We start from the raw sequence: 23,753 nt of genomic DNA on the forward strand, positions 1-23,753 counted from the left end.
CAGATATATGGATCGATTGATTAGCGTTGAGGAAGCAAAAAACATAATTAATGAGCAGCAAATTAAGAAGAAAATTCTTCGTGTGCCTGTTCAAGACGCCTTGGGAAAGGTCTTGGCAACTGATTTATATGCTCCGATTGATATTCCTGCATTTCATCAATCTTCGATGGATGGCTACGCTTTTTCCTTTAAGTATTGGAAACAAGAACAATCACTTTCTGTAACCCATGAGATTCCTGCAGGAAGTAAGGGGCCGCTTCGCGTACCGGAAACCAATGCGGCACGTATTTTTACCGGTGCTGCACTTCCTTTAGGCGTAGATACGGTTGTCAAGCAAGAATTAATTGAACTAAAAGATAATCAGATTGTGATCAAAGATCCGTCTATTTCCTTAGGCGATAACGTGAGATTAAAAGGCTCGGAAATCAAAGAGGGAGAGCAAGCTCTGGCCGCCGGTAACGTGCTTGGCCCGGCTACCATTGGCTTTTTATGTGGAATTGGTCTGTGCGAGGTTGATATATTCACGTCACCTTCCGTCGCTGTTATTGTTACAGGCGATGAACTTAAACAGCCGGGTACGCCCCTTGCTCATGGTGAAGTATATGAGGCATCTTCTGCTATGTTATCAGCTGCCTTGCTGCAAATGGGAATAAACAGAGTTAAAACATATTATGCGAAAGATAACTTAGATGACACAATTATCCAGCTACAAAACGCATTGGCATTTGCAGACGTGGTAATTCTTACAGGTGGTGTAAGCGTTGGAGATTACGATTTTGTGGTAAGGGCAGCTGAAGCATGTGAAGTAGAAAAGCTTTTTCATAAGATTAAACAGCGCCCCGGAAAGCCGTTATTTTTCGGAAGGAAGTCAGAACAGATGGTCTTTGGACTGCCCGGAAATCCCTCATCTGTTTTAACCTGTTTTTACGAGTACGTTTGGCCGGCACTACGCTCCTTTGGAGGACACGAAAAGCAATTGAAAACATTAAAGGTACCCTTACGAATATCGTATACAAAAAATAATCAATTAACACACTTTTTGAAAGGATATTACGATAATGATAAAGTCACCATACTCCATGCGCAGGAATCTTATAGGCTACGCTCGTTCGCTATGGCCAATTGCCTTGTTGTACTGAATGAGGAAATGAAAACCTATTTAGAAGACGAGTTGGTTGAAATACATTTAATTCCCACTTATGGATAATTTATTGGTATTTTACATAGTACTGTTTGCAGTTGCTTTTTTATATTCTTCCGTCGGACACGGCGGAGCTAGTGGCTACCTTGCCCTTATGGCTTTGTTCGGGATTACGCCTGCCGTAATGAAACCAACCGCCCTCATGCTTAATCTCTTCGTAGCACTTACTTCATTCACATATTATTATAAGGGAAAATATTTTAATAGTAGATTATTCTGGCCGCTCGCATTAGCTTCTATACCAATGGCTTTCGTGGGAGGAAGTATGGTGGTTCATGCCGATCTTTATAAAAAGCTATTAGGTATATTTCTACTCATCCCGATCATTCGTTTTTTATTTTTTAAAGATATAGAAGTAGATGAAACAAAAAAGCCGGCTATAGGTTGGTTGCTCTTGATTGGAGGAAGTATAGGTTTCTTGTCGGGATTGCTGGGAATAGGAGGTGGGGTCATACTCTCGCCCATCTTATTATTGCTAGCCTGGACAAATCAAAAACAAACGGCGGCCATCAGTGCCTTATTTATTTTTGTAAATTCGTTGTCAGGTTTGTTCGGTCAAATAACAAAGGGTATAACGTTTAGCCCGGATATGGTCAGTTATGTGCTTGTTGCCTTTACAGGAGGATTATTTGGCTCCTATTTTGGTGCCTTACGTTTTCAACAATCAGCAATCAAGTTATTACTGGCCTTAGTTCTGATGGTCGCGTCCTTCAAATTATTTTTACCTAATTTGATATAAAATGTCTATTTCAATATTATTCTTTGGTCAATTAACCGATATTACGGGTTGTTCGCAATTGAAAATGGATCATGTCGAAGACACAGATCAACTGAACGCCGTTTTAACGGACCAATATCCTTTGCTTACACAGACCAAGTATGTAATTGCAATCAACAAGAAAATCATTAGAACGAAAGTAGCACTATCCCAAGAAGTAGAAGTAGCTTTACTTCCACCGTTCTCGGGAGGGTAAAAGGTGAGAAAATGGAAAAAGACATAATCGAGCGTTATCACCGACAAATTATTTTAAACGAGTTTGGCGTTGCAGGACAGAAGAAACTTTTGCAATCGTCGGTACTTATGATCGGAGCTGGCGGACTGGGATGTCCTGCTTTACTTTATTTAACTGCCGCAGGTCTTGGGAGAATTGGTATCGTAGACGATGGATTAATTGAATTGAGTAACCTCCATAGGCAAATATTATACGGAACGCAAGATATTGGGAAGAAGAAAGTTGATTGCGCTAAAAGTGTGCTTCTACAGGTAAACCCGGGAGTTGAGATTGATTTATTCGACGAAAGGATCACCTCTGTGAATGCGCTGGATATTATAGCAGATTATGACATTGTAATTGACGGTACCGATAACTTTGAAACTCGCTATATGATCAATGACGCCTGCGCTATTCTGGAAAAACCACTGATTTACGGAGCTGTATCTAAATACGAGGGTCAAGTCGCTATTTTTGCAAATGGTATAAATTACCGTGATATCTTCCCCTCTCCTCCGCGAAATGGCGAGATTATGAACTGTAGTGAAGCTGGCGTTTTAAACATATTACCCGGCATTATTGGCAATTTTCAAGCAAATGAGTGTATTAAGCTGGTAACCGGAATCGGTGAGCCACTTATAGGAAAACTTTTAACCTATAACGCGCTAAATAACCAAAGTTATACGATAGAAATTGACAGCACTGAGTTGAGCAGTCAATTAAAACCAAAAAGCCAAGAAGATTTTCGAAAAATTGACTACGGATATTTGTGTTCTGCGCCAATTGCAAGCGTAGAAGAAATCAATTCCGATCAATTGGCTGCATTATACATGAACGACCAAGTAGATATTGTAGATGTGCGCGAGATTTCCGAGAAACCAAAAATCACTAAATACAATCATCTAAGAATCCCGTTGTCTACTTTAAAGGACCAGGTCAAATTGATTCAAAAAGATACTGTTGTGTTTGTCTGTCAGAGCGGAAAGCGCAGCTTATTTGCTGCCGAACAGTATAAAGAAATCGTAGAGGTGCAGCAGAAGAGAGTTTATAGTTTAAAAGGTGGGATAAGCTCATTGGCATGTCCGGTTTAATCTCGTGATGTTACCTAATAAAAAAGCTTATTGAAAAAAACAGAGAAGTAAAATGGTTGATATTACTTATAAATTTAACACATTACGACAAGCGGTTGCTATCGCTACTGTACAAGTATCATCAGAAGAGACAATACATGCCATTCGTAATAAGGCCGTTCCGAAAGGAGACATTTTCGAATTTTCAAGGGCGTCCGGCCTATTAGCTATCAAGAAAACAGCTGATTTGGTTCCCGATTGCCATCCCGTTCCCATTGAATATGCACATATCAGTTTTGAAATAGTAGAGCTATCGATCGTTATTCGAGTGGAAGTACACACAATTTACAAAACAGGGGTTGAAGTGGAAGCCATGCATGGTGCGATGAACGTTGCTCTTACCATATATGATATGCTAAAACCGATCGATAGGGCAATAGAGATAAGAGGCGTCAGGCTAGAGAGTAAAAAAGGAGGAAAATCGAACCTTCGGGAAGCCGTACCGATACCGTTTAAATGCGCCGTTGTAGTCTGCTCGGATAGCATTGCACAAGGTGTAAAAGAAGATCGTTCGGGAAAAATCATAGCAAGTAAGCTGAAAAAATATGATATTCAGATTAGCGAATACATCATTATCCCCGACGAGAAAGATATTATCCGGGAAAAGGCAAATTATTTTAAAGAAAATGGTTATCAACTGGTGCTCTATACCGGAGGTACGGGCCTTTCACCACGTGATGTAACCCCTGACGCCATACGGCCCTTATTAGATCAAGAGATCCCTGGAATTATGGAAGCCGCCCGCGCATATGGGCAACAGCGCACGCCTTTGTCAATGCTATCGCGAGGCATCGCAGGTTTTATCGGAGAAATGCTGGTCATTACGTTGCCGGGCTCCACAAGAGGGGTTGAGGAAAGTATAGATGCGTTGTTCCCAGCTATTTTACACGTTTTTAAAATAAAAAATGGATTTAACCATGGATAACCCAATCAATCCAATTGATCCGTCATGGGACGTTGTTTTTTGACATATAATTCGTCAACTAAAACAATAATAACCACTAACAACGGGGTGGCCAATATAATTCCCAAACCTCCCGTTAGCGTTCCGAACAATACTTGGCTGATTATTATGAGCGCGGGGGGAATCTTTATCATTACATTTTGGATCATTGGAGTAACAACGTTGCTTTCTATTGCTTGAATGATCACATAAAGCAGGGCGATTAATAACGCGGTATTGGCACTTACGGTAAATCCGATCAAAACGGCAGGAATCATAGCGATTAAAGGCCCAAAATTTGGAATAAAATTCAGAAAACCGGCTAGAAAAGCCAAGGCGAGTCCCATAGGAACACCGATAAGGGACAATCCGATAAAGGATAACGAAGCGATGAAAAACATCGCAATTAGCATCCCCTTTAACCATCCTTTCAATGTGAAGTCCAGCCTTCGGATTACATCCCTTGCTTGCTTTTTATTTCCGGGGGGGATCAGTTTTATAATTCCTTCACGATATAGTTTAGGGTTAACCGTAAAGAAAATCCCGATAAAAAGAATGATATACATATCGCCCACCACCCCAAAACTCGTTCGAAACACATCCTGAAAAGATTTCATCATCTTTTCGCCATTTCCGTCAGACAGATAAAAAAGTAATTTCCTGCCTATGTCAGAACGGCCTAAACGCTCCCTTACATCCTTCAAAATTTCCGGTATATCCTGTGTCATTTCACCTACCTGCATAGAAATTTTCGCTCCAAGAAACCAAAACAGAACACCCACCAACGCAAGCGTTATAAAGATGCCTATTAACAGGCACCATCCATGACTGAGTTTAATTTTTCTTTCTAAAAGGTTGGCCAGCCCATGAAAATATATTGCCATCAGTGAACCGGCAAAAACCATAAGCAAGACATTAAACGCAGCCTTTAAGATAAAAATAACAATAACCAGGAGAGAGATGATGCCAACAGTTATCCACAACTTTCTTGTATAATGCTTTAAATCATTTTTTTCGGTGTCCCGGGAGTTATTTTCCGACATTATCTTCTCTATTATTTCTTTTAAACTGCAGTATTTGCTAAACGATGATGGTTTATCAGTGCTTTGGTAATCGTTTTACCAATTTGTTCGATCGTCTGACTAATAATGGCGTCAGGTGTTCCCGTAAACAATTCTCGACAGTTCATCACTTTCTTTCCAAGAACAATACTGTAAAACATGGTTCCAACAGGCTTTTCAGCACTTTCGCTACCTCCGGCACTTGGCAATCCAGTTACCGCCACTAACACGTCAGCATCTATTAAATTTTTCAGCCGAACGGCCATTTCTTGTGTTACCTCTTTTGATTCGGGGGAATACTGATCTACCAAGCTTTTAGGTACACCTAGGAGTTTTTCTTTAAGCTTCGCATCATAACAAACTATGCCACCTTTTAGGAAGCTCCCCGCCTCTGGCAGTTTCGCGAAGGTTGATGTCAAACTACCCCCGGTAGCGCTTTCAGCAAAGGCGATAGTTAAACGGTTGTCTTTAAGTAATTTAGCGCATTGCTCAATGGCTACTGAATCTGTTTCTATCATAATTATATCATTACTATAGAAATAACCATCCTAATTTTATTTTGTTCTGTAGCCTGTTAAAGATTACTTCGTTCTTTGGGGCAATAATCCCTGATGTTTATCTTGCGCACTATCAACTTGATCAGAAACGATAAATTGGCGTAACTCACCTTTCTCCCAAGCATTAGCCATCGGATCCACCGTTGGGAAAGGAATTTCACTTCGTTGTTTTTTTCTTTCTCTAGATGAAACGCCTAATCTGTGATCCCTATCTCGTAGTAGATCGTTTTTTAATTGTCCATCGCGTGTAAATCCCATCATAAGCATGGGACTGCCTATGGGTAAGGTATGTTGCTGATCGGTATGCCATGTATGTATGGTCTTACCGTAAGTGGAAATTAATTTTTCCATGAGTTCCTTTTCCACTGCTTCCGGAATGCCAGGTGCAACCAGCGTACCTGATTTGACTTCGTAATGATGCGAGTGCCATAGTTTTTTTTCTTCCTTGGGCAAGGTATTAAACAGTTTTTCAGTGACTATATATTCAATACCCATTATTTTCGAGTCTTTCGAATTGCCATCAAAAATAATAGCTTGATAGAAATCTTCACTTAATTGGCTAACATAATGATGCGCTTCCATTTGAGCATCCATATTACCATTGTAAAAGTGAAAGCCGTTTAGATAGACGTTAAATGCACTTAAAGGAGCTTTATTCTGTAGTATATCAGCACCCGTGTTTAATGCTTTGTCTTTGATTGTTTTATCTTTTCCCTGCTCATTCATATATGTTTGCGTGTTATTTCCTCCACAAGCAAAAATAAAAACAACGGAAACGATGGGCACTAGTGTTCTCATAGAGTCGATATTAGTTAGTTTCATTATGTTCCAATTAAGATGCCATGTTTTTGAGGATACGCTTTCTAAGGAAGATATTAAGTAAACCATTTACTAAAGCAGTACCACTCCATTCCAATTGTTATCTAAGATGTAAGACACTCTATTATGTATTTTAGTACACTATTAAAATGAAGCCAAAAAAAGATCAATGTTAATATGTTTGAAGAATATAGTTGAAAATGCCGTTTTGAACACCTTATCCATTTATTTTTAAGAATGTATTTTTTTAAGGCAATTAGGTAGAGATATTGTATAGGAATGTTAAGTAATTTAAACAATAAACGATTTACTTCAGTATTATGAACAACATACAAGAATTGAGCAGCGAAAACTCTACACTATCTATTTTTTTCCATACTATGATCAGCGAAATATATTGGTCGGAAAAACATCTCGGAAATGTGCTACACACCATGAAAAGCACGGCAACGACCGATGAACTTAAGAAGGCTTTCGATATGCATATGAGCGAGACGCATGAACAATTGAGACGAATAGAGCAAATATTTGATCAGTTAGGAAAACCAATCAATGAAAGAAGCAGTCTCGGTATGCAGGGATTATTTGATGAAGGCTGGCGAGTTATTGACGAAACAGAGGAAGGATCTTTCCAGCGAGATGTAGCCTTGGTAATTGCAGCGCAAAAGGTTGAGCACTATGAAATTGCCTGCTATGGCAGTCTTATCAATCTGGCAACATTACTCGGATACAATTCGATAGTAGGGTTGCTTAAACAAAGTTTAGAAGAAGAAAAAGCGACAGACGCTAAATTGACTAAACTGGCGGAAGAACAGCTGAATAAAGCCGCTAAGCGTGAATTGTCAGATGAGCCAATACCGATAAGTGTAAGCGGCCGAAAGAAATCGTCAAAAGCGCCGCTGAAAGAAGAACGGGAGACTAATGTTGCAAAACAGGGAGCTAAAGGGACTAAATCACCTACGGGGACAAGCAAAGGGAGTAAAGCTAATAAAACTGATAAAATGAACGGGGAATCAAAGATTAAGAAATAAACAAAGGTTGAGTTATGGAATTTACAATAAAAGAACCTGTTACCGACACTGTGGTACGTTTGAGTGCTGAACCTGAGGACTATAACGGACAACAGGGCTGGCGGATTCTTTATCCGGATAAAGAATCGTTTGTGATTGTAAAGGAGGGTGAGGATTGGAAAGTTGTCGATGAAGAGGATTTTAATCCGGAAATATTGTCGGTAATCGTTAATGGTCTTCGAGAAAGGGCGAACAATCCAAATAGTGATGTTGTATTTTGATAGAATTAGCTCCATCTTATAATAAACGAAGGCTGGTTTTTAAATATACCGGGGAACTCAATAGTAAGCAAAAGCAATTATGTAAGAATGAAAGATATAATTTTTATTCATGGCATGTTCTTAACTGCCAAAAGTTGGAAACCGTGGGAAAAATTCTTCGGAGCGCGTGGTTATAATTGCCGTTCGCTTTTTTGGCCTTTACATGAGGACGAACCTGCTATTCTTAGGAGCAATCCACCTGCTAATCTTGGCGATCTACATTTAGACGAGGTGGTAGCGAGTATGACGCATGAAATTTTGAAGCATGACAAGCCAGTCGTTATCGGTCATTCAGTTGGCGGTTTAATAGCCCAGTTACTTGCCAATAAAGACTTAGTTAGCCTTGCTGTAACCATTAGTTCCGTTGCACCGAATGCTATGCTTGAATTCGATTGGAACTTTATTAAAAACAGTGCGCTGATAACAAATCCGTTAAAGGGCAATAAGCCTTTTGTGATGGACGAAACTTCTTTCTATCAATTTTTTGCCAACACATTAGATAAAAGCACTTCCGACATAGCTTGGGAGGACTACGCTGTTTATGATAGTCGTAATATTTTACGCGATTGTATGGGACCGGTAGGCCAAGTCGATTTAAATAAACCACATATCCCATTACTTTTTATAATAGGGGAAGAAGACAAAATTATCCCCGTGGCTTTAGCGCAAAAAAATGCAAGGGCTTATACAGATAGTGAGAGCATTGTCAATTTTAAATCTTTTCCCCAACGAAGCCATTTCATCTGTGGAGAACCAGGATGGGAAGAGGTGGCGGATTATGTATATACCTGGATTAAAGGCCAGCAAACCGAACCCTCTGTAAAATTAATATAGCATAGCTTATAGCTATCATTCTCAACCTACGGTACTGCGGCACCCTTAAACAGTTCTTGTGATGTGGCGCGACTGTCTGATGCTTGAGACCACTAGAGAAGAAAGGGATATGAAAAGAAGATATAGGAAAAATTTCAGTGATAAAGTCATCGTCATAACCGGCGCGTCTAGTGGATCAGGTAAAGCAATGGCAGAACAGTTCGCTCTAGCAGGAGCAACCTTGGTATTAGCGGCTAGAAACATAGAAGCACTAGAAGAGCTGGCATCCGATTGCCGATCTCTTGGAGCTGAGGTTCTCGTCCAGCAAACCGATGTCTCCAAGCCTTTAGAAGTTATTCGCTTGGCTGATATGGCAGCCTCTTTTAAAAAAAGAATTGATATATGGATTAACAATGCCGGTGTTCTGGCGGTAGGCAATTTCGAAGATATGCCTATAGAAGTACATGATCAACTTATTCAGACCAACCTAATGGGTTATTTACATGGTGCGCATACAGTAATACCCTATTTTAAGAAGCAGGGCAGAGGAACGCTCATTAATAATATCTCGGTTGGCGGCTTTTTACCAGTACCTTATGGCGTAAGTTATTCCGCCAGTAAGTTTGGTATTAGAGGTTTCTCAGATGCATTAAAGGCGGAATTAAGGAAATGGCCTCATATTCATATTTGCGATGTATATCCTGCTTTTCTTGATACACCGGGTATGTCGCATGCGGCCAACTATACCGGAAAAGTGATTCAACCGATGCCTCCTGTACATGACCCTGTCAGATTTGCAAAAAGTATATTGAAATTAGCTGATGATCCTGCAAGCTTTAACTGGGTTCATCTGTCTGCCGCCGCGCTTTCTCTTGCTTACCGGCTTTTCCCAAAGCTAACTTCGTACTTTTCTTATAGGATAATTTCATCATACCTGAAACGCGCAGATTTATCGGCGAAAACTGATGGTAATGTTTTTCTTCCGCTCGCCTATAATGTAGGTATAATAGGTGGGTGGCGATACGCTACGAAAGAGAAGATCGTACCTACTTTAGCGAAAGGTGCCTTAGGGATCCTCGGATTAACGGCTCTGTTGTTAGTAGCACCGCTATTATCCAGGAAGGTAAAAGGAATTGCAAGAAAACGTCAACTGTCTGAATAATTCGTCTCTATTAGCTGCTTTTATTTTCTTAAACTGTCCCTTTGAGCAGCGCTATCGGTGTTCATTGGATACATTTTTTCACTTAAAGTTGAATCTGAAGGCTGCTGCTTTTCAATCGTGTCCGGATCGAACTGTTCTTCTACATCATCAGGTGATTGACTGTCACAGCCACAACCATTTATAAAAAAGACAACGAAGAAAATATAAAAGAGCAATTTTGAGCTTTTCATAGTGTTTTTTTAATAGATAGATCAATTTTTATTCCATTTGACTTAAATATACGCTTTCGATGATAGTCTTTTGATTGCAGCTGGTATTTACCCCAAATTTCTATTTTTAGCGAGTCGGTCCAACAACATTTATATTTGGCGAGGCAGTCTTTTCATTTGGACCGATTTTTTCGGTGTACTAAAATTTGTATACCGCTGTAACTCTTTTTAACATAGATAAATTCATATCCTGAAAATCTGTGCATTTTTTAAACAGTCAATATTAAGCATGGGCAAAATTGGTCGATGGCAGGAATATTGCACCCGATGGTATACGACTCACAAATAGATGTAACATGATACCAAACAAGAATAACAAAATAAATATCGATATCAATGGAGCAGGTAAAATAGAGACTGTAGATGTATTACGGCAAGGAGATGTTTTCGTTATTAACAGGGGGGGAGGAGAGCAGTTGTCGATTATTAGCAATGGTGAAGGCACATGGCGTTTAGTCAATGGGGTGGCCGATCAACAAAGCGTCGATAACATTGGAAAGGCCTTAATTTCCCATTTCGGCCTAAACAAAGTACTAAACACGGAGAGATTTAAATAAGCGATCGCTTTTTTTACAAATAGCTGAAGTCGCTTTTTGCTATTTTCATATTGTTTGGTCACTAATACCAAAGGGTAATCTATTCTTTCTCATACAAAGACACCATTAGTAAAGCAAAGAAAAAGCGTATAGAAATTTGGTCTAATTTTGCTATCAGGTAATATTAGCTTATGCGCAAATGAAACTAAGGTGTTTTTTTTGTTCTTCGTTTCAGTATGGCAACCAGCTGCTCATGCCAATTGATAATATTTCCAATTACAAAATATTCACGTAGGTTATTTTTTATACTCGTTCGCATAATACGTTTGACAATGTCTTTTTCAACTTCGCCAACCTCTTTCACGCGACCTAAGAACTCAAGTGCAACCAAGGCAAGTAGCGCCCCGATTAAAAAAAGAAAATTCCATTCATGTAAAGAAAGGAGTTTAACCAGCTTGCTATAATAGGGGCTGCTCAACTGGGCGGTCACCAAAATTTTTATATCGGTAAAGTAGTCTGCCAAAAAGCCACCGATTAATGGTGCAAGCGATGAAAAAACGGCCGTGACGATATTCTTTACCGATAAATAAACAATAGCGTCGCCCTTTGGCGCTAATTTTAAGCCAACATTCGTTAATGATAAGTTAATACCTGCCGTAGCGATCCCACTCAAAATATATATGATTACCAATAGCGCGAGGTTGGCATATAAATGTGAATAAATCCCTACGAAACACCATCCAATAATACAGGCGATATAGAGTGGGGCACTTAATCTAATAATACTTTTATTGCTATATCGATCAGAAAATATGCCCCATATACGTAGTGTCAATATACTGAATAGTTGACTTATAATTCCCAAAACAATAATATACGACAGCGGTAAGCCTAAGCTTTTTATTAAAAAAACAGTGAAGAATGGCGTAGCGATGTTTAATGCAAATACCCAAGCTGAGTTGAAAACAAGTAATCGCCTGAAGTTGTCGTCCTTTAACGGAAGTGTGAACAAAGAAAAAATATTGGCACTCGTCAAGTAAGACTGAGGTTCCGGTGCCCTAGACAATAAATATCCTCCTAAAATCCCTATGCCACCTGCGATTATAAAAAAGGTTGCATACGTATATAATTCGTATTGCGGATAACGATTTTTTACAAAATCGAGTAAAAGCGCCAATATTATGCTTAAAATAACATTTACTGTTTGCGTATACCTGCTGCGTTTAGAAAAATAACTTCCCAGCATATTCTCAGGAACCATGTCTTTCATCCACGAGTTCCAACTGGGCCCTGCGATAGAGCCAAAAAAATAATAGAAAAAAAGAAAGAAGATCAATATATTTACCGAAATGTTTGTTGTCCACCATACGGTAAGACCTATAAGAACCAAGGGTGTCCTTGCTAAAAAAGCACAGAAAACGGCTACAGCCCTTCGATTATTATATTTACGCACAAGCCATATTGATATGAGCTGGGAGAGATTGGTAATCATGGGTAATGCGGCAAGCAAACCGATCTGAACATTATTAGCACCTATCAAAATCGCTAAGGCAACTAAAAACGCTCCGCTTGTAAAAGAGGTCATGATTTCAGCAGCGAGTCCGTCCCATATAACCATATTAAGTCCATGGCGAATTTCCTCTTCTGTTAATACTTCTTTAGGCGTTAGCTTCATGAGAGTACAGATTTTTTGAATATTAGTCCAACTATTATTCCTAAAAGTCTCATGAGTAAAGATTCTCCGGTATGCTATAATTTTTTTCTTTTAAGATAAGAAAGTCATAATGATACGAAGCAAATTCAACGGAAGACAGATTTAGTTATTGTATGTGTTAAACAAAACAGATACTATAACGTTCTTATTGCGAACATAGATCCTGTCAAAAAAACATGAAACCCGGCGACAACCACCATAAAAATAATTATAGAATCGATCACGATGAGCATAATCTTGCCTTGTTGACTCAACAAAAACAACTCACAGAAGAGAAGTATTTTTTCCTTCTCGACAATATTAATCAAGGCTTCTGTATTATAGAGCTAATCTGGAACGACCGGGAAGTCCCTATCGATTATCGGTTTATACAGGTAAATAAAGCATTCGAACGACAAACGGGCATTAAGAACGCCGTTGGTCGTACAATGAAAGAAATAGAACCATCACATGAGGAGCACTGGTTTCAAATTTATGGGGAAATAGCGAAAAGCCGCAAAGCGCGACACTTTGAAGCGCAAGCCGAGCTTCTTATCGGCGGTTGGTATGAAGTGGACGCCTTTCCGATGGAACATGATACCAATAAAGTAGCTATATTATTTAACGACATTTCAGAAAGAAAAAGAGCAGAAAAACTTACAAAAGAATTTACATTACAATTAGAACGAGAGGTTAAGGAACAGACAGCAGCCTTAAAAGAAAGTCAAGATCTTTTGCGGGCAACATTGAACAGTTCAAAAAATATAACGCAAGTATTGCAGGCCATTCGAGATGAAGAGGGCATGATTGTCGACTTTCGATACGTCTTTTCAAATAAGTTGGGGGAGCGAATTTTTGGGCATATTGCCGGCACGAACATATCGTCGTATGCTAATCACCTCGATCTGTTCGATCGTTATTCACGGATAGTTGAAACCGGCAAGGATAGTACATTTGAACAACCTCTTTCTATAAATGGAACACTGAGGTGGTATGATATGACGCTAATTAAGCTAAATGACGGTTTAGTGGTAAAAGGCTTGGATATTACGGAAAGAAAAGAAGCCGAAATTAATCTGAGAAAAAGCAACCAGTTACTCCAATCCATTTTTGACACAAGTTTAATTGGCATGTCTGTGTTGGAGGCGATACGCGATGACAGCGGCCGCGTAACCGATTTCCGCATAAAGATCGTCAGTAAAGAACTTGAACGGGAAACTAAGCGCTCAGACTTGGAAGGGAAGCTTTACTTACAAGAATATCCCGGAATAAAAAAGGTGGGTATTTTTGACATGATGCTCCGTGTAATCGAAAGTGGTAAGCCGGAGCAGATGGAATATCTATATACATACGATGGCTTTCATAAGTGGTTCTCTTGTATGTTTGTTAAAATGGACGATAGCTTGGTGGCCACTAATCTTGATATAACCGAACGGAAGATCGCTGAAGAAAAGATAAAGGAGGACGATGCGCTTTTACGAGGTATCGCTGAAGCTGCACCTGATATGGTATATGTAATTGACATCCGTTCGATGCAGATGGTATATGGGAACAATAAACTAGCTAAACTTCTCAATAGGTCATTGAACGACATCAAAGAAATGGGCGCCGAGCTTTTCGATCGAATAATTTACACGGACGACCGCGCAAAATTTGATAATAACATTGATGCGCTCAGGCAAACAACGAAGGACGACGAAATAAAAGAGCTTGTATATCGACTAGTAGATGGTTATGGCAGATTGCATTGGATTCAGACACGGAGAACGGTATTTAAACGAGATAGTGATGGCCGACCAACTCATATCATAGGTATCTCGCTGGATATTACCGAGCAGGTATATTTACAAAAGAAGAACCTTCAATTAAGGCTGGAACGAAACGAACTGGAAAAGAAACAGCAACGGGAGATTTTTATGGCAACGCTGAATGCTCAGGAGGAAGAGAGGCGGCGGATCGCCGAAAACTTACATAACGGTTTAGGACAGTTATTGTACAGTGTAAAGCTTAACTTGGAGCAATTGAATCCTAAATTGGAAAATGATCCTGCAATTCATTTCAACTCACTAAAACAAGCTGAACGGCTGTTAACGGAAGCTATTAGAGAAAGCAGGAGGATATCACACGAGCTGATGCCTGCTATTTTAGAGGACTTTGGTTTGCAAGCCGCTATCGAAGATATATGTGAGCAGTTCAATAAGACTATCGATTTTAACTGCCAATTTCAGGGGCTGGATAGAAAACTTGACAAACATATCGAAATAGCCGTATATCGAATGGTTCAAGAGCTCATCATCAATATTATTAAACATGCACGAGCTACTCGAGCGTCTATTTTAATAACACTTAATGGCGACATAATCTCCATTTCTATTGAAGATAATGGCGTGGGTTTCCGAGAAGTATCTCCAAAACGCGGAATAGGCCTAGGCACAATCCAAAACAAAGTCAAATTATTAAATGGTACTGTTGACATAAAGTCAACGAAAGGAAACGGAACAAAGATTCATATCCACTTTCCTTATAAGAAAGGAAAAAGTTGAAAAGAATCCTTAATTAAGTTACATAAAGAAAAAATAAGCAATAGCAAGCGCTACTATTGCAACAATGATCGCCCAATGGATCGTAAAACCTACTTTTTTATCATCCTTTTCCTCAAGTGCTGCTTTCGGCGGCCCAGGATTTTCTTCATGTTTTCCGTAATCGGTTTCCATCTTCGTTTTCGAACTATTCGCTTTGTCTTCTGTCATGTCTTCTATGCTATTGCTACATTAAGGTAACAGCCCAAACGCCCTAGTGTTTTTATAGAATGGAAAAAAAATGGAACGGTTTTTAACATGTCCTAAATCAAGAATTTTGTGTATGTAATATTATAATTTCTTCCTTCGTCGCAATTTAAACACCTACACCGGCATATTGAATCAGTTTTTGGCAAGGCTATTGGGCATTCTAATATATGAGGCAACGCAGGAATAAGATGTGGGTGGCATTCGCACTAGTTATTGCGGCCGCCATGTTGTTTCGTTTCGCAATTGCCATTGTACACAATGACTTTAGCGTGGTAATAATCATATGCGGTGCTACTTTATTTTTAGGATCACTTGTGGCGTTTGCTATTTATTTCAAAGAATGAAATGAATATACATCGTAAAAAATGGTCAAAAGCTAAGGTTCGGTATCCATAGTGATAATAGTTGAGTGAAATTTTAAAGCTGGCGCAATAGGAGATATGAAAAAATGGGTAACAGAAATCACGGCAATAGATCCACATACCAGGGAACTTAAAAAATGGTTGGGGCCTTATATCACAGCTCCGACTATGGAAGCGGCGACATTGTATTGTCAGAAAAATGGATTAGGCTACTGTGAAGTGACGGGGCAGTTGATCAGCGAAATCCCTTGTAAAGAAAACAGTTACACTCCCGACTGGGTAAGAAGAGTGGATTTTGATAACCTTAACTAAATCGCAAAGACAAGACTAGTCGCTCCTGCAGGGAAACAAAAGTTGCTGTATATTGTTTACCTTACAGTTGCCTTATTCTGAAAAAGGAGATAGGCAGTACGATTTAATCTAGAAATAATGGCAACTATAAATCGTGACGATCTTTTAAAACTAGGTTTTGAAGATTCAGAAGGTCCGGTATCAAGCGATAATTTCGACTATATTGTTATAAGATATTATATACATAGGGACAAACCGTGGATCGGTATCGAAGAGCATTACCCAAAAAAATACGGAAATCAGGTCGATCCTTCCCACGTTACTTCTGCCGTCATCAATTATGGAACAAAAAAAGGTAAAATTGTCTATAACAAAGACGAGGTAAATGCTTTTTTATCTTCACAAGGTAATATTCCATTTAAAAAAAATCCAAAACTTTAGCGAACGAATAGGGGTGTATAGAGAGTATGTTGTCATGCATTAAAATAAGATGCATGATGAAAGCTTTTCTATTCTTTGTTATTGGAGCACTATTCGCTCTTCCATGTTTTTCCCAAAACAAGTTTACCGTTAGCGGCACTGTTAAATCAGCCAGTAAAGGAGAAACTGTTATTGGTGCCACAATAAGTGCTGGGGGTAGATATGTAACGCAGACCAATGAATATGGTTTTTATTCGCTCACCGTACCGACCGGTACATACGAGCTGACAATTTCCAATGTGTCGTTTGCACCTTATAGCCAGCAAATCATCGTAAATAAGGATATCACCCTGCATGTAGAATTAATAGATGATGCCCAAACCTTGGATGAAGTTGTGATATCTTCAAGTAGGGGTAGAAGCTTAAGTAGCCCTCAGATGGGACTAGAAAGAGTCACTCCCAATGAAATTGCAAAAGTTCCCGTTTTAATGGGCGAAAAGGATGTTGTCAAAGTGCTGCAATTATTACCGGGTATTAAATCAGCAGGAGACGGTAGTAGTGGGATGTATGTGAGAGGAGGAGCCGCTGATCAAAATTTAGTACTGCTAGACGAAGCTAACGTATATAACGCTTCGCATTTACTTGGCTTTTTTTCAACTTTTAATTCAGATGCAATAAAAGATGTATCTGTTTATAAGTCAGGTATGCCTGCACAATACGGTGGAAGGTTATCATCCGTTCTGGATATCAAAATGAACGACGGAAATAATCAGGATTTCAATGTAAGTGGAGGTGTGGGACTTATATCAGCTAAACTGAACGTGGAAGGCCCCATACAAACAGGAAAATCTTCTTTTCTTTTAACAGGACGCAGAACGTATGCAGATATGTTTCTAAAATTATCAAACGATTCAAGTATAAATAGTAATTCGCTGTATTTCTATGATTTAAATGCAAAATTGAATTATCAATTGGGTGAGAAGGATCGCATTTACTTTTCAGGATATTTAGGAAAAGATCATCTTGGTGTTGGCGACTTGTTCGGACTTGATTGGGGAAATAAAACTGCAACTATGCGTTGGAATCATGTTTTCAACAGCAAACTTTTTTCAAATACATCATTGATATACAGCAATTACGATTACAATATATCTATTAACAGTGGAACTAATAATTTTGATATCCGATCAAACATACGCGATTATAACTTTAAGCAAGAGTTTCAATGGTATCCTAATAACCGCAATAGTATAAGAATGGGACTTAATTCCATATACCATAATATCAAACCAGGTGAGGTAAGAAGCAAAAATGAAGAGTCATCGATTAATGATATACGCATGCAGAACCGCTATTCATGGGAAAATGGGATTTATGCAAGTAATACTTGGAGCGTGTCAGATAAGTTTAACCTAACCTACGGTCTGAGGTTAAGTACTTTTAGTATACTTGGCGAAGGGGACTTCTACAATGTTAACAGTGAAGGTAAAGTTATAGACACCACGCATTATGGCAAAGGTGATTTTGTAAAAACGTACGTAAATCTTGAACCTCGCCTCGCTGCCAGTTATCAATGGAACAGTGCCAATTCAGTTAAAGCTTCTTATGTTCGCAATGCGCAATATCTCCATTTAATTTCTAATAGTACCAGCACGAGCCCCACAGATAAATGGATTGCAAGTACAAATATTATAAAGCCCGAATTATCAGATCAGTTTTCAATAGGTTATTACAGAAACCTGGCAGACAATCGCTACGAACTTAGCGTTGAATCTTATTATAAGACACTCCAAAACCAAATCGATTATCGGGATGGTGCCGACGTTTACAATAGCAACAACGCTATTGAAACCGAGCTGCTGTATGGAAAAGGCAGGGCATATGGGATCGAATGGTTATTAAAAAAGAGTACAGGCAGATTAACGGGATGGATAAGTTATACGTTATCAAAAACAGAACGTAAAATCGATGGGATTAATGATAACGAATGGTATAATGCCCGACAAGATCGAACACATGATATAGCTATTGTAGCCATGTACCAACTAAACAAGAAGTGGACATTATCAGCCAACTGGGTATTTTATACCGGTGACGCTGTTACTTTCCCCGCCGGAAAATACATAATTGACGATCGCACAGTTTATTATTACACAGCACGTAACAGTTATCGCATGCCTAATTACCACCGATTAGACCTAGGTGCAACCATGCAGCTAAAGCAGAAAAAAAGATGGAGTTCTGAACTTAGCTTTAGCCTATACAACGCTTATGGTAGAGAGAATGCTTACACCATTGAATTTATGGATAGTAAGAATGATCCCAATAAAACAGTTGCTAATCAAATCGCTCTTTTTAAGTTCATCCCCTCAGTTTCATACAATTTTAAGTTTAAATAAATTATTACCATGCATTTGAATAATATACATCCTATAATGAACGATCGTTCAAACTTTATAGCCTATACAGTCTTTAAGAAATATTGGAATAGGTTGTTTAGCATCATATGCTTAACTGTAGGCGTTCTATTAAGTTCTTCCTGCGAGAAAGAAATTGATATCGAACTCAAAGGAGCTGATCAACGCTATGTAATAGAAGGAGTTATAACGGATCAAGAGGGGGGATGCAAAGTATTGATAAGCAAGACAAAAGATTTTAATGACGATAATAGCAGAGTAACTGTTACAGGAGCGCAGGTCTTTATTAGTGAGGGGGCCGAAACGCATGAGCTGCAGGAAACCGAAGCCGGAACTTATACTGCACCTACTTTGAGAGGCTTAGAAGGACATACGTATAACTTACGAGTACAGATTGGTACTGAAATATTTACTTCAAGTTCTACCATGCCCGCATTGGTTAAGATGGATAGTCTTTATATTGTTGATGACCTGATATTCGGAGATAATTATAAACTGCCAACGATTGATTTTCAGGACCCGGCCAACGTAGTGAATAGCTACCGTTTTCTATTATATGTAAATGGAGTAAAAAAGAAACAGATTTTTGTTATAAACGATGAGTTGTCTAACGGGAGGGCAAATTCGATTAGGTTATATGCAGATGTGGGCGAAGATGAAGACAATCCGGAAAACAGACGCATCAGAAGCGGCGATCTTGTACGGGTAGAAATGTTAGGTATCGATCAAGCCGTCTACAAATATTTCTTTAGTTTGGATAATAGTGCAACGGGAGAAAACCAATCAGCCACGCCTTCTAACCCCGTGAGCAACATACAAGGAAATGCCTTGGGATACTTTAGCGCTCATAACATACAAAGTAAAGAAATCAGCGTTCCGTAAGCGAATCAAAAAAACATGAGTACCTCCTTATTGTCGAAGACAAAAGTTAAGGAGGTACTCTATTGTTTTCCAGCTCGACTAATACTGATAAAAAATTGCTTATATTTCATACAATATGTTATTTTTACCAAAGCTTATCGACATCGTGTATGAATGACAAACTGCAACAAGCGTTCGATTTATTTGACGCTTATAATAAAAGAGATCCAAACCGAATTATTTGGGAGGGGCAATCCTTCCCCCAAGAATACTTCTTGGCAATCAAATTACATGATTGGATAAAAAAGCTGGATCCTCAGGCAGAAGAGACACTGCTTCTTGCGTCAAGGTGTCAGCATATCGGTCGCTGGGAAATCCCACGTGAAAGCTACGCACCCGATAGAGAAGGTTATTTAAAATGGCGGAAAGAACTGGCTATTTATCACGCAAAGAAAGCAAGCGAAATTCTAAAAGAGGTCGGCTACTCAACCGATCAAATTAATGCAGTCCAAAATATTATCCTTAAAAAGAAAATAAAGGTAAATTCAGCTGTCCAAACAATGGAAAATGCGCTTTGCCTTGTATTTCTTGCTTATCAGTACGAAGAATTCTATCGCAAGCATCGGGATAAAATTGTAAATATCTTAAAAAAGTCCCTGCTAAAAATGGATGCCCACGGCCATAGCTTCGCGCTTTCCTTGCCTTATTCCCCCGATGGGCATGAATATATTAAAGAAGCGCTAAAACTAATTCATTAATATACCCTCAAAACATTACGTCCATAAAACGGTTAGCTATATTGGAGCACTCCTAAGCTCCACAGCACAACCTACATCAATATTTCTCTAAATAAAACAAATATTCACATAAATATTGTGAAATTATCACAAATGCGTACCTTAGTATATACAATGATATTGAACTTCGGTTTGAATATTAGCATCTTGTGAATCGACCATGAAACTATTGAAAAAGGTTCTTCCGGTGAAAGAGATATACACCGAATTATCAAAAAAAGATATCATAGAACGTCTATGTAGCATTCGTATAACCAATTATGATAATCAGCAAATTGCGATACATTCTTACATGAAGGTTTATGATGACCGGATACAGATAAAACGCGAGCCTTCATTATACGAAAGCTTTAGAGGAGCCGGTGAAGTTTCTTTTAAGCTGCATCCTTTGGAAAGCGGGACAAAAATCATTTACGATGTACAACCATGCAGTAAATCTACTATTATAAAAGGAATAACATCCATTGCTCTGTTTTTATTAGTTCTGGCCTTCTATATATTTTATTTATTCGGAATACAGATCATTTCTGTCACAAGTATTCTGGCTGCATGGGCACTTGTTATTTTTATTCTTTACTATGGCTTAAATAACCATATTTTCCAATTAAGGGCTTATGCACAACAATTGCTGCATGGGGTAATGGACGACCATAACGTAATTGAAAAAAAATGATCCAATGACATCGTTCATTCACCGTCAGACTTTGTAAAACGCCATTCACTAATTTTCTACCACCTTTTTTCCGAAAGGGATTAGCGAAATTTCCAAAAGCTTAAGATGTTGTTTAGCAAAAGGGAGGCCTATAATGGTAATAGCCAACAAAACTGCCCAAAAGAGATGATTGAGCGCCGTATATAAGCCACCGCATAGAATCCAAATCAAATTGGCAACCAAATTTAAGCAGCCGGACGAAGTTGGCGTGTTAACCACGCGCTTCCCGAATGGAAATAAAACAATAGCTGCTAATTTAAAACACTGGATGCCAAAAGGAATTCCTATAATGGTCACACATAACACCAACCCGCCGATTAAGTAACCTAGCGCCGCTAAAAAACCTCCACAAATAAGCCAAATTAAGTTACCGATAAGATTCATAAGTCCAATTCGTCATTTTTATATTTCTATAGATAATGTTCACTCCAATTTGTTACATATTGAAGTTGTTTTCAAGATAGCAAAAAAGTGAACAAAATGCTTTAGGCTCTTTGTGCTCAATTAAATCATATACCATGTATTTTAGCAAAAAGCGAGATTTAAAAGTTGTAGCCGATGCCACATATACAGATTCAAAATAGAGAAATACATATTCAGGAACTGAACAAAGATGCCCCTCAAACAATCGTATTAATACATGGTATGTTCAGCAATCTTTCTGTATACTATTTTCGAATAGCGCCTCTTTTAGCCAAATACTTCCATGTCATTATGTACGATTTAAAAAGTCATGGTCTCTCTTCCCGAGTTGATCATGGATACCGTTTTGATGATATGTCATACGATTTAATCGACCTCATGGATACGTTAATGCTTGAAAAGGTACATCTCGTTGGATATAGTTTCGGAGGCCTGGTTGCATTAAATACCTGCTTAAAATATCCAAGTAGGATTGATAGGTTAGGTGTAATCGAAGCTCCCGACCCAGGCGATCGGAAAACGATGGATATTATCGATATCTATAGCAAAGAATTTCTTGAACATTATATACAAAACTTTACGGATACGACGAAAGTCAAAATGGGAAAACGCCAGCTCGAGAAAAATCATCGAATGTATCAATACTTATTTGATCATACCAGTATTAAGGATGATATGGAGAAGGAGATAGCATATTTCTCAAGCGCCCCAATAAGTAGTATAACACAAAACACTTTACTAATCTACGGCAAGCAGTCTAATTGCCTTGAATCGGGTAAGTTTCTAGCAAAACATATTGTCAACGCAGAATTCGTAACCTTACCGGGAGATCATAACTTACCGATGCAGGCACCTGAGTTGATCGCGAACAAACTACTTGGATTTCTATCCAAACAAGCTGTGTTGGCATAGTAGCACACGAATGAATAAATAGGGCGTCGACTAAAAAAACAGCTCCATGAAAAAAATACTATTTGTTGTACCTCCCCTGATGGGGCATGTAAACCCGACATTAAGTTTAGGTAAAGCGTTGCTGGAAAAAGGCTTTAAAGTGGCTTGGTTGAGCGTTGATGAGAAACTTGAGGCCATGTTGCCACCAGGCGGTGAGTTTTTGCCACTAAAATACAATACTTCCGAGGCAGAACGTGCGCAACAGCATGTTTTTTTAACTAAAATTTCCGAAAAAAACGTAATAGGCATAGAAAGCGTGAAATTTTTGTACGAAGATGTACTTATTCCTCTTAATCGATTCATGTATCATGGAATTCGCGATTGGGTTAAGGTTTATCAACCGGATTTAATCGTTAATGATCATCAACTTTTCAGTGCAGCGATAGTTGCTATACAAGCAGATGTCAAATATGTCACATCTGTTACCGCACCGGCAGCCGTTAAAATGCAACAGGACCTACCGGGCGTCTCACAATGGGAAGACAATCAGATTATTTCCCTTCAACAAGAGTTAGGACTCAACCTGAATCGATCCATAGCTTGTTCAGAAGATCTAACGATCATTTATACATCGCGTGATTTCTTCGGTGATATGGAATTAGCGAAGGGCTATCGGTTTGTCGGCCTTTCAGTTCTCGACAGACCAGTGAATTTCAATTTTGATTGGAAAACCCTGGAAGCCATGAACCATCAGCGAAAAGTATTAGTTTCAATAGGAACGACATTTGATCACAGTTTTAAACGAGATTTTTTTGCAAAGGTTATCGAAGCCTTGGGCAATCGAGATATATCGGTGGTGGTTGTTTCCGATCCGGCTTTATTTGACAAATGGCCTTCGAATTTTATTGTGGCGCCAAAGGTACCTCAACTTTCACTACTCCCCTTAATGGACGCCGTTGTTTGCCACGGAGGCCACAATACGGTTTGTGAGACCCTTATGCAGGGGATTCCCCTGGTTGTAGTGCCTATCGCTTACGACCAATCTTATGTTGCCGGAAGGGTGGTTGCCACAGGGAGTGGTTTGCGGCTTAATTATAAACGATTCAAATCGGAACATCTCAAAGACGCACTTGAACGTGTTTTAACAGAGCCTAGCTTTAAAACAGAAGCACAGAAGCTTTGCTCTTCATTTCAATTAGCCGGTGGCGTTTCGTATGCTGCGCAGCTTCTGGAAGACTTTGCTTACAATTCCATAATAGCCGATTAGGTTACAATTTAAATAAC

General features: G+C 39.0%; 26 protein-coding genes. 19 read left to right on the forward strand and 7 right to left on the reverse strand.

All coding sequences use genetic code 11. The features are described from left to right. Positions 1 to 7: 7 nt before the first annotated feature. From M1D52_RS12870 to moaCB, 5 genes are read left to right on the forward strand one after another with little or no spacing between them, the layout of a single operon-like run. Positions 8 to 1,207 carry a molybdopterin molybdotransferase MoeA gene (locus tag M1D52_RS12870; protein WP_437392747.1) on the forward strand — a complete coding sequence of 400 codons (1,200 nt, stop codon included), beginning with the start codon at positions 8 to 10 and terminating at the stop codon, positions 1,205 to 1,207. Further along, the gene (locus tag M1D52_RS12875; protein ID WP_013666989.1) at positions 1,200 to 1,940 is read left to right on the forward strand and encodes a sulfite exporter TauE/SafE family protein; all 741 of its coding nucleotides are present in this window, start codon (positions 1,200 to 1,202) and stop codon (positions 1,938 to 1,940) included. The genes M1D52_RS12870 and M1D52_RS12875 overlap by 8 nt, the downstream gene beginning before the upstream one ends. A gap of 1 nt (position 1,941) precedes the next feature. Next, on the forward strand, positions 1,942 to 2,175 hold the full coding sequence (locus M1D52_RS12880) for a MoaD/ThiS family protein (protein WP_013666988.1): 234 nt from the start codon (positions 1,942 to 1,944) through the stop codon (positions 2,173 to 2,175). An 11-nt stretch (positions 2,176 to 2,186) separates the two neighbouring features. After that, positions 2,187 to 3,284 (forward strand): ThiF family adenylyltransferase, encoded by a 1,098-nt coding sequence (locus tag M1D52_RS12885; protein ID WP_437392748.1) that lies wholly within the window; start codon positions 2,187 to 2,189, stop codon positions 3,282 to 3,284. A gap of 52 nt (positions 3,285 to 3,336) precedes the next feature. Next, entirely contained in the window at positions 3,337 to 4,248 is a 912-nt protein-coding gene (gene moaCB, locus M1D52_RS12890) for a bifunctional molybdenum cofactor biosynthesis protein MoaC/MoaB (RefSeq protein WP_437392749.1), read from the forward strand. Positions 4,249 to 4,253: 5 nt separating this feature from the next. Here the strand turns inward: moaCB and M1D52_RS12895 are convergent, their stop codons facing one another. From M1D52_RS12895 to M1D52_RS12905, 3 genes are all read right to left on the reverse strand, one after another. Then, positions 4,254 to 5,309: an AI-2E family transporter gene (locus M1D52_RS12895; protein ID WP_437392750.1), complete on the reverse strand. Its 1,056-nt coding sequence runs from the start codon at positions 5,307 to 5,309 to the stop codon at positions 4,254 to 4,256. 20 nt (positions 5,310 to 5,329) lie between these two features. After that, a complete protein-coding gene (locus M1D52_RS12900; RefSeq protein WP_013666984.1) occupies positions 5,330 to 5,845 on the reverse strand; it encodes a CinA family protein in 516 nt (171 codons plus the stop codon). Positions 5,846 to 5,908: 63 nt separating this feature from the next. Further along, complete coding sequence (locus tag M1D52_RS12905; protein WP_437392751.1) at positions 5,909 to 6,682, reverse strand: OBAP family protein; 774 nt, start codon at positions 6,680 to 6,682, stop codon at positions 5,909 to 5,911. Positions 6,683 to 7,023: 341 nt separating this feature from the next. Between M1D52_RS12905 and M1D52_RS12910 the strand changes: the two genes are divergently transcribed. From M1D52_RS12910 to M1D52_RS12925, 4 genes are all read left to right on the forward strand, one after another. Then, positions 7,024 to 7,734: a YciE/YciF ferroxidase family protein gene (locus M1D52_RS12910; RefSeq protein WP_437392752.1), complete on the forward strand. Its 711-nt coding sequence runs from the start codon at positions 7,024 to 7,026 to the stop codon at positions 7,732 to 7,734. A 14-nt stretch (positions 7,735 to 7,748) separates the two neighbouring features. Beyond that, positions 7,749 to 7,994 (forward strand): hypothetical protein, encoded by a 246-nt coding sequence (locus M1D52_RS12915; RefSeq protein ID WP_013666981.1) that lies wholly within the window; start codon positions 7,749 to 7,751, stop codon positions 7,992 to 7,994. Positions 7,995 to 8,081: 87 nt separating this feature from the next. Continuing rightward, on the forward strand, positions 8,082 to 8,867 hold the full coding sequence (locus M1D52_RS12920) for an alpha/beta hydrolase (protein WP_437392753.1): 786 nt from the start codon (positions 8,082 to 8,084) through the stop codon (positions 8,865 to 8,867). Between the two features lie 109 nt (positions 8,868 to 8,976). Then, complete coding sequence (locus tag M1D52_RS12925) at positions 8,977 to 10,008, forward strand: SDR family oxidoreductase (RefSeq protein WP_437392754.1); 1,032 nt, start codon at positions 8,977 to 8,979, stop codon at positions 10,006 to 10,008. A 20-nt stretch (positions 10,009 to 10,028) separates the two neighbouring features. On the opposite strand, the gene M1D52_RS12930 is transcribed toward M1D52_RS12925, so the two are convergent. Further along, positions 10,029 to 10,238 (reverse strand): hypothetical protein, encoded by a 210-nt coding sequence (locus M1D52_RS12930; protein ID WP_013666979.1) that lies wholly within the window; start codon positions 10,236 to 10,238, stop codon positions 10,029 to 10,031. Positions 10,239 to 10,573: 335 nt separating this feature from the next. Between M1D52_RS12930 and M1D52_RS12935 the strand changes: the two genes are divergently transcribed. Further along, the gene (locus tag M1D52_RS12935; RefSeq protein ID WP_130855956.1) at positions 10,574 to 10,834 is read left to right on the forward strand and encodes a hypothetical protein; all 261 of its coding nucleotides are present in this window, start codon (positions 10,574 to 10,576) and stop codon (positions 10,832 to 10,834) included. Positions 10,835 to 11,018: 184 nt separating this feature from the next. Here the strand turns inward: M1D52_RS12935 and M1D52_RS12940 are convergent, their stop codons facing one another. Then, positions 11,019 to 12,488, reverse strand: a complete 1,470-nt coding sequence (locus M1D52_RS12940; RefSeq protein ID WP_437392755.1) for an MFS transporter — start codon at positions 12,486 to 12,488, stop codon at positions 11,019 to 11,021. 215 nt (positions 12,489 to 12,703) lie between these two features. Between M1D52_RS12940 and M1D52_RS12945 the strand changes: the two genes are divergently transcribed. Continuing rightward, positions 12,704 to 15,049: a sensor histidine kinase gene (locus M1D52_RS12945; RefSeq protein ID WP_437392756.1), complete on the forward strand. Its 2,346-nt coding sequence runs from the start codon at positions 12,704 to 12,706 to the stop codon at positions 15,047 to 15,049. Positions 15,050 to 15,067: 18 nt separating this feature from the next. Here the strand turns inward: M1D52_RS12945 and M1D52_RS12950 are convergent, their stop codons facing one another. After that, positions 15,068 to 15,256 carry a hypothetical protein gene (locus M1D52_RS12950; RefSeq protein ID WP_013666975.1) on the reverse strand — a complete coding sequence of 63 codons (189 nt, stop codon included), beginning with the start codon at positions 15,254 to 15,256 and terminating at the stop codon, positions 15,068 to 15,070. 479 nt (positions 15,257 to 15,735) lie between these two features. On the opposite strand from M1D52_RS12950, the gene M1D52_RS12955 reads away from it, so the two are divergent. The 6 genes from M1D52_RS12955 to M1D52_RS12980 all read left to right on the forward strand — a co-directional run bounded on the left by M1D52_RS12955 (position 15,736) and on the right by M1D52_RS12980 (position 21,116). Then, the gene (locus M1D52_RS12955) at positions 15,736 to 15,969 is read left to right on the forward strand and encodes a hypothetical protein (RefSeq protein ID WP_013666973.1); all 234 of its coding nucleotides are present in this window, start codon (positions 15,736 to 15,738) and stop codon (positions 15,967 to 15,969) included. Positions 15,970 to 16,086: 117 nt separating this feature from the next. Further along, positions 16,087 to 16,389, forward strand: coding sequence for a hypothetical protein (locus M1D52_RS12960; RefSeq protein ID WP_437360776.1), 303 nt, complete (start codon positions 16,087 to 16,089; stop codon positions 16,387 to 16,389). 53 nt (positions 16,390 to 16,442) lie between these two features. Next, positions 16,443 to 18,767: a TonB-dependent receptor gene (locus M1D52_RS12965; protein WP_437392757.1), complete on the forward strand. Its 2,325-nt coding sequence runs from the start codon at positions 16,443 to 16,445 to the stop codon at positions 18,765 to 18,767. Between the two features lie 36 nt (positions 18,768 to 18,803). Further along, entirely contained in the window at positions 18,804 to 19,667 is an 864-nt protein-coding gene (locus M1D52_RS12970) for a DUF4249 domain-containing protein (RefSeq protein WP_437392758.1), read from the forward strand. A 149-nt stretch (positions 19,668 to 19,816) separates the two neighbouring features. Then, positions 19,817 to 20,404: a DUF4202 domain-containing protein gene (locus M1D52_RS12975; RefSeq protein WP_013666969.1), complete on the forward strand. Its 588-nt coding sequence runs from the start codon at positions 19,817 to 19,819 to the stop codon at positions 20,402 to 20,404. Between the two features lie 199 nt (positions 20,405 to 20,603). Next, on the forward strand, positions 20,604 to 21,116 hold the full coding sequence (locus tag M1D52_RS12980; RefSeq protein WP_437392759.1) for a hypothetical protein: 513 nt from the start codon (positions 20,604 to 20,606) through the stop codon (positions 21,114 to 21,116). A 48-nt stretch (positions 21,117 to 21,164) separates the two neighbouring features. On the opposite strand, the gene M1D52_RS12985 is transcribed toward M1D52_RS12980, so the two are convergent. Continuing rightward, positions 21,165 to 21,539, reverse strand: a complete 375-nt coding sequence (locus tag M1D52_RS12985; protein ID WP_013666967.1) for a YccF domain-containing protein — start codon at positions 21,537 to 21,539, stop codon at positions 21,165 to 21,167. Positions 21,540 to 21,713: 174 nt separating this feature from the next. On the opposite strand from M1D52_RS12985, the gene M1D52_RS12990 reads away from it, so the two are divergent. Then, a complete protein-coding gene (locus M1D52_RS12990; RefSeq protein WP_289553126.1) occupies positions 21,714 to 22,490 on the forward strand; it encodes an alpha/beta fold hydrolase in 777 nt (258 codons plus the stop codon). A gap of 46 nt (positions 22,491 to 22,536) precedes the next feature. Then, positions 22,537 to 23,736, forward strand: a complete 1,200-nt coding sequence (locus M1D52_RS12995; protein ID WP_013666965.1) for a glycosyltransferase — start codon at positions 22,537 to 22,539, stop codon at positions 23,734 to 23,736. Positions 23,737 to 23,753 lie beyond the last annotated feature (17 nt).

The organism is Olivibacter sp. SA151 (genome assembly GCF_054130995.1).

Bases quoted from the DNA above. Each gene is read 5' to 3' on its own strand.
- M1D52_RS12975 (WP_013666969.1), top strand. From the start codon at position 19,817: ATGAATGACAAACTGCAACAAGCGTTCGATTTATTTGACGCTTATAAT.
- M1D52_RS12985 (WP_013666967.1), bottom strand. From the start codon at position 21,539: ATGAATCTTATCGGTAACTTAATTTGGCTTATTTGTGGAGGTTTTTTA.
- M1D52_RS12900 (WP_013666984.1), bottom strand. From the start codon at position 5,845: ATGATAGAAACAGATTCAGTAGCCATTGAGCAATGCGCTAAATTACTT.
- M1D52_RS12920 (WP_437392753.1), top strand. From the start codon at position 8,082: ATGAAAGATATAATTTTTATTCATGGCATGTTCTTAACTGCCAAAAGT.
- M1D52_RS12955 (WP_013666973.1), top strand. From the start codon at position 15,736: ATGAAAAAATGGGTAACAGAAATCACGGCAATAGATCCACATACCAGG.
- M1D52_RS12945 (WP_437392756.1), top strand. From the start codon at position 12,704: ATGAAACCCGGCGACAACCACCATAAAAATAATTATAGAATCGATCAC.
- M1D52_RS12915 (WP_013666981.1), top strand. From the start codon at position 7,749: ATGGAATTTACAATAAAAGAACCTGTTACCGACACTGTGGTACGTTTG.
- M1D52_RS12885 (WP_437392748.1), top strand. From the start codon at position 2,187: ATGGAAAAAGACATAATCGAGCGTTATCACCGACAAATTATTTTAAAC.
- moaCB (WP_437392749.1), top strand. From the start codon at position 3,337: ATGGTTGATATTACTTATAAATTTAACACATTACGACAAGCGGTTGCT.
- M1D52_RS12905 (WP_437392751.1), bottom strand. From the start codon at position 6,682: ATGAGAACACTAGTGCCCATCGTTTCCGTTGTTTTTATTTTTGCTTGT.
- M1D52_RS12935 (WP_130855956.1), top strand. From the start codon at position 10,574: ATGATACCAAACAAGAATAACAAAATAAATATCGATATCAATGGAGCA.
- M1D52_RS12995 (WP_013666965.1), top strand. From the start codon at position 22,537: ATGAAAAAAATACTATTTGTTGTACCTCCCCTGATGGGGCATGTAAAC.
- M1D52_RS12960 (WP_437360776.1), top strand. From the start codon at position 16,087: ATGGCAACTATAAATCGTGACGATCTTTTAAAACTAGGTTTTGAAGAT.
- M1D52_RS12965 (WP_437392757.1), top strand. From the start codon at position 16,443: ATGATGAAAGCTTTTCTATTCTTTGTTATTGGAGCACTATTCGCTCTT.
- M1D52_RS12930 (WP_013666979.1), bottom strand. From the start codon at position 10,238: ATGAAAAGCTCAAAATTGCTCTTTTATATTTTCTTCGTTGTCTTTTTT.
- M1D52_RS12895 (WP_437392750.1), bottom strand. From the start codon at position 5,309: ATGTCGGAAAATAACTCCCGGGACACCGAAAAAAATGATTTAAAGCAT.
- M1D52_RS12910 (WP_437392752.1), top strand. From the start codon at position 7,024: ATGAACAACATACAAGAATTGAGCAGCGAAAACTCTACACTATCTATT.
- M1D52_RS12870 (WP_437392747.1), top strand. From the start codon at position 8: ATGGATCGATTGATTAGCGTTGAGGAAGCAAAAAACATAATTAATGAG.
- M1D52_RS12980 (WP_437392759.1), top strand. From the start codon at position 20,604: ATGAAACTATTGAAAAAGGTTCTTCCGGTGAAAGAGATATACACCGAA.
- M1D52_RS12875 (WP_013666989.1), top strand. From the start codon at position 1,200: ATGGATAATTTATTGGTATTTTACATAGTACTGTTTGCAGTTGCTTTT.
- M1D52_RS12880 (WP_013666988.1), top strand. From the start codon at position 1,942: ATGTCTATTTCAATATTATTCTTTGGTCAATTAACCGATATTACGGGT.
- M1D52_RS12925 (WP_437392754.1), top strand. From the start codon at position 8,977: ATGAAAAGAAGATATAGGAAAAATTTCAGTGATAAAGTCATCGTCATA.
- M1D52_RS12970 (WP_437392758.1), top strand. From the start codon at position 18,804: ATGAACGATCGTTCAAACTTTATAGCCTATACAGTCTTTAAGAAATAT.
- M1D52_RS12950 (WP_013666975.1), bottom strand. From the start codon at position 15,256: ATGACAGAAGACAAAGCGAATAGTTCGAAAACGAAGATGGAAACCGAT.
- M1D52_RS12990 (WP_289553126.1), top strand. From the start codon at position 21,714: ATGCCACATATACAGATTCAAAATAGAGAAATACATATTCAGGAACTG.
- M1D52_RS12940 (WP_437392755.1), bottom strand. From the start codon at position 12,488: ATGAAGCTAACGCCTAAAGAAGTATTAACAGAAGAGGAAATTCGCCAT.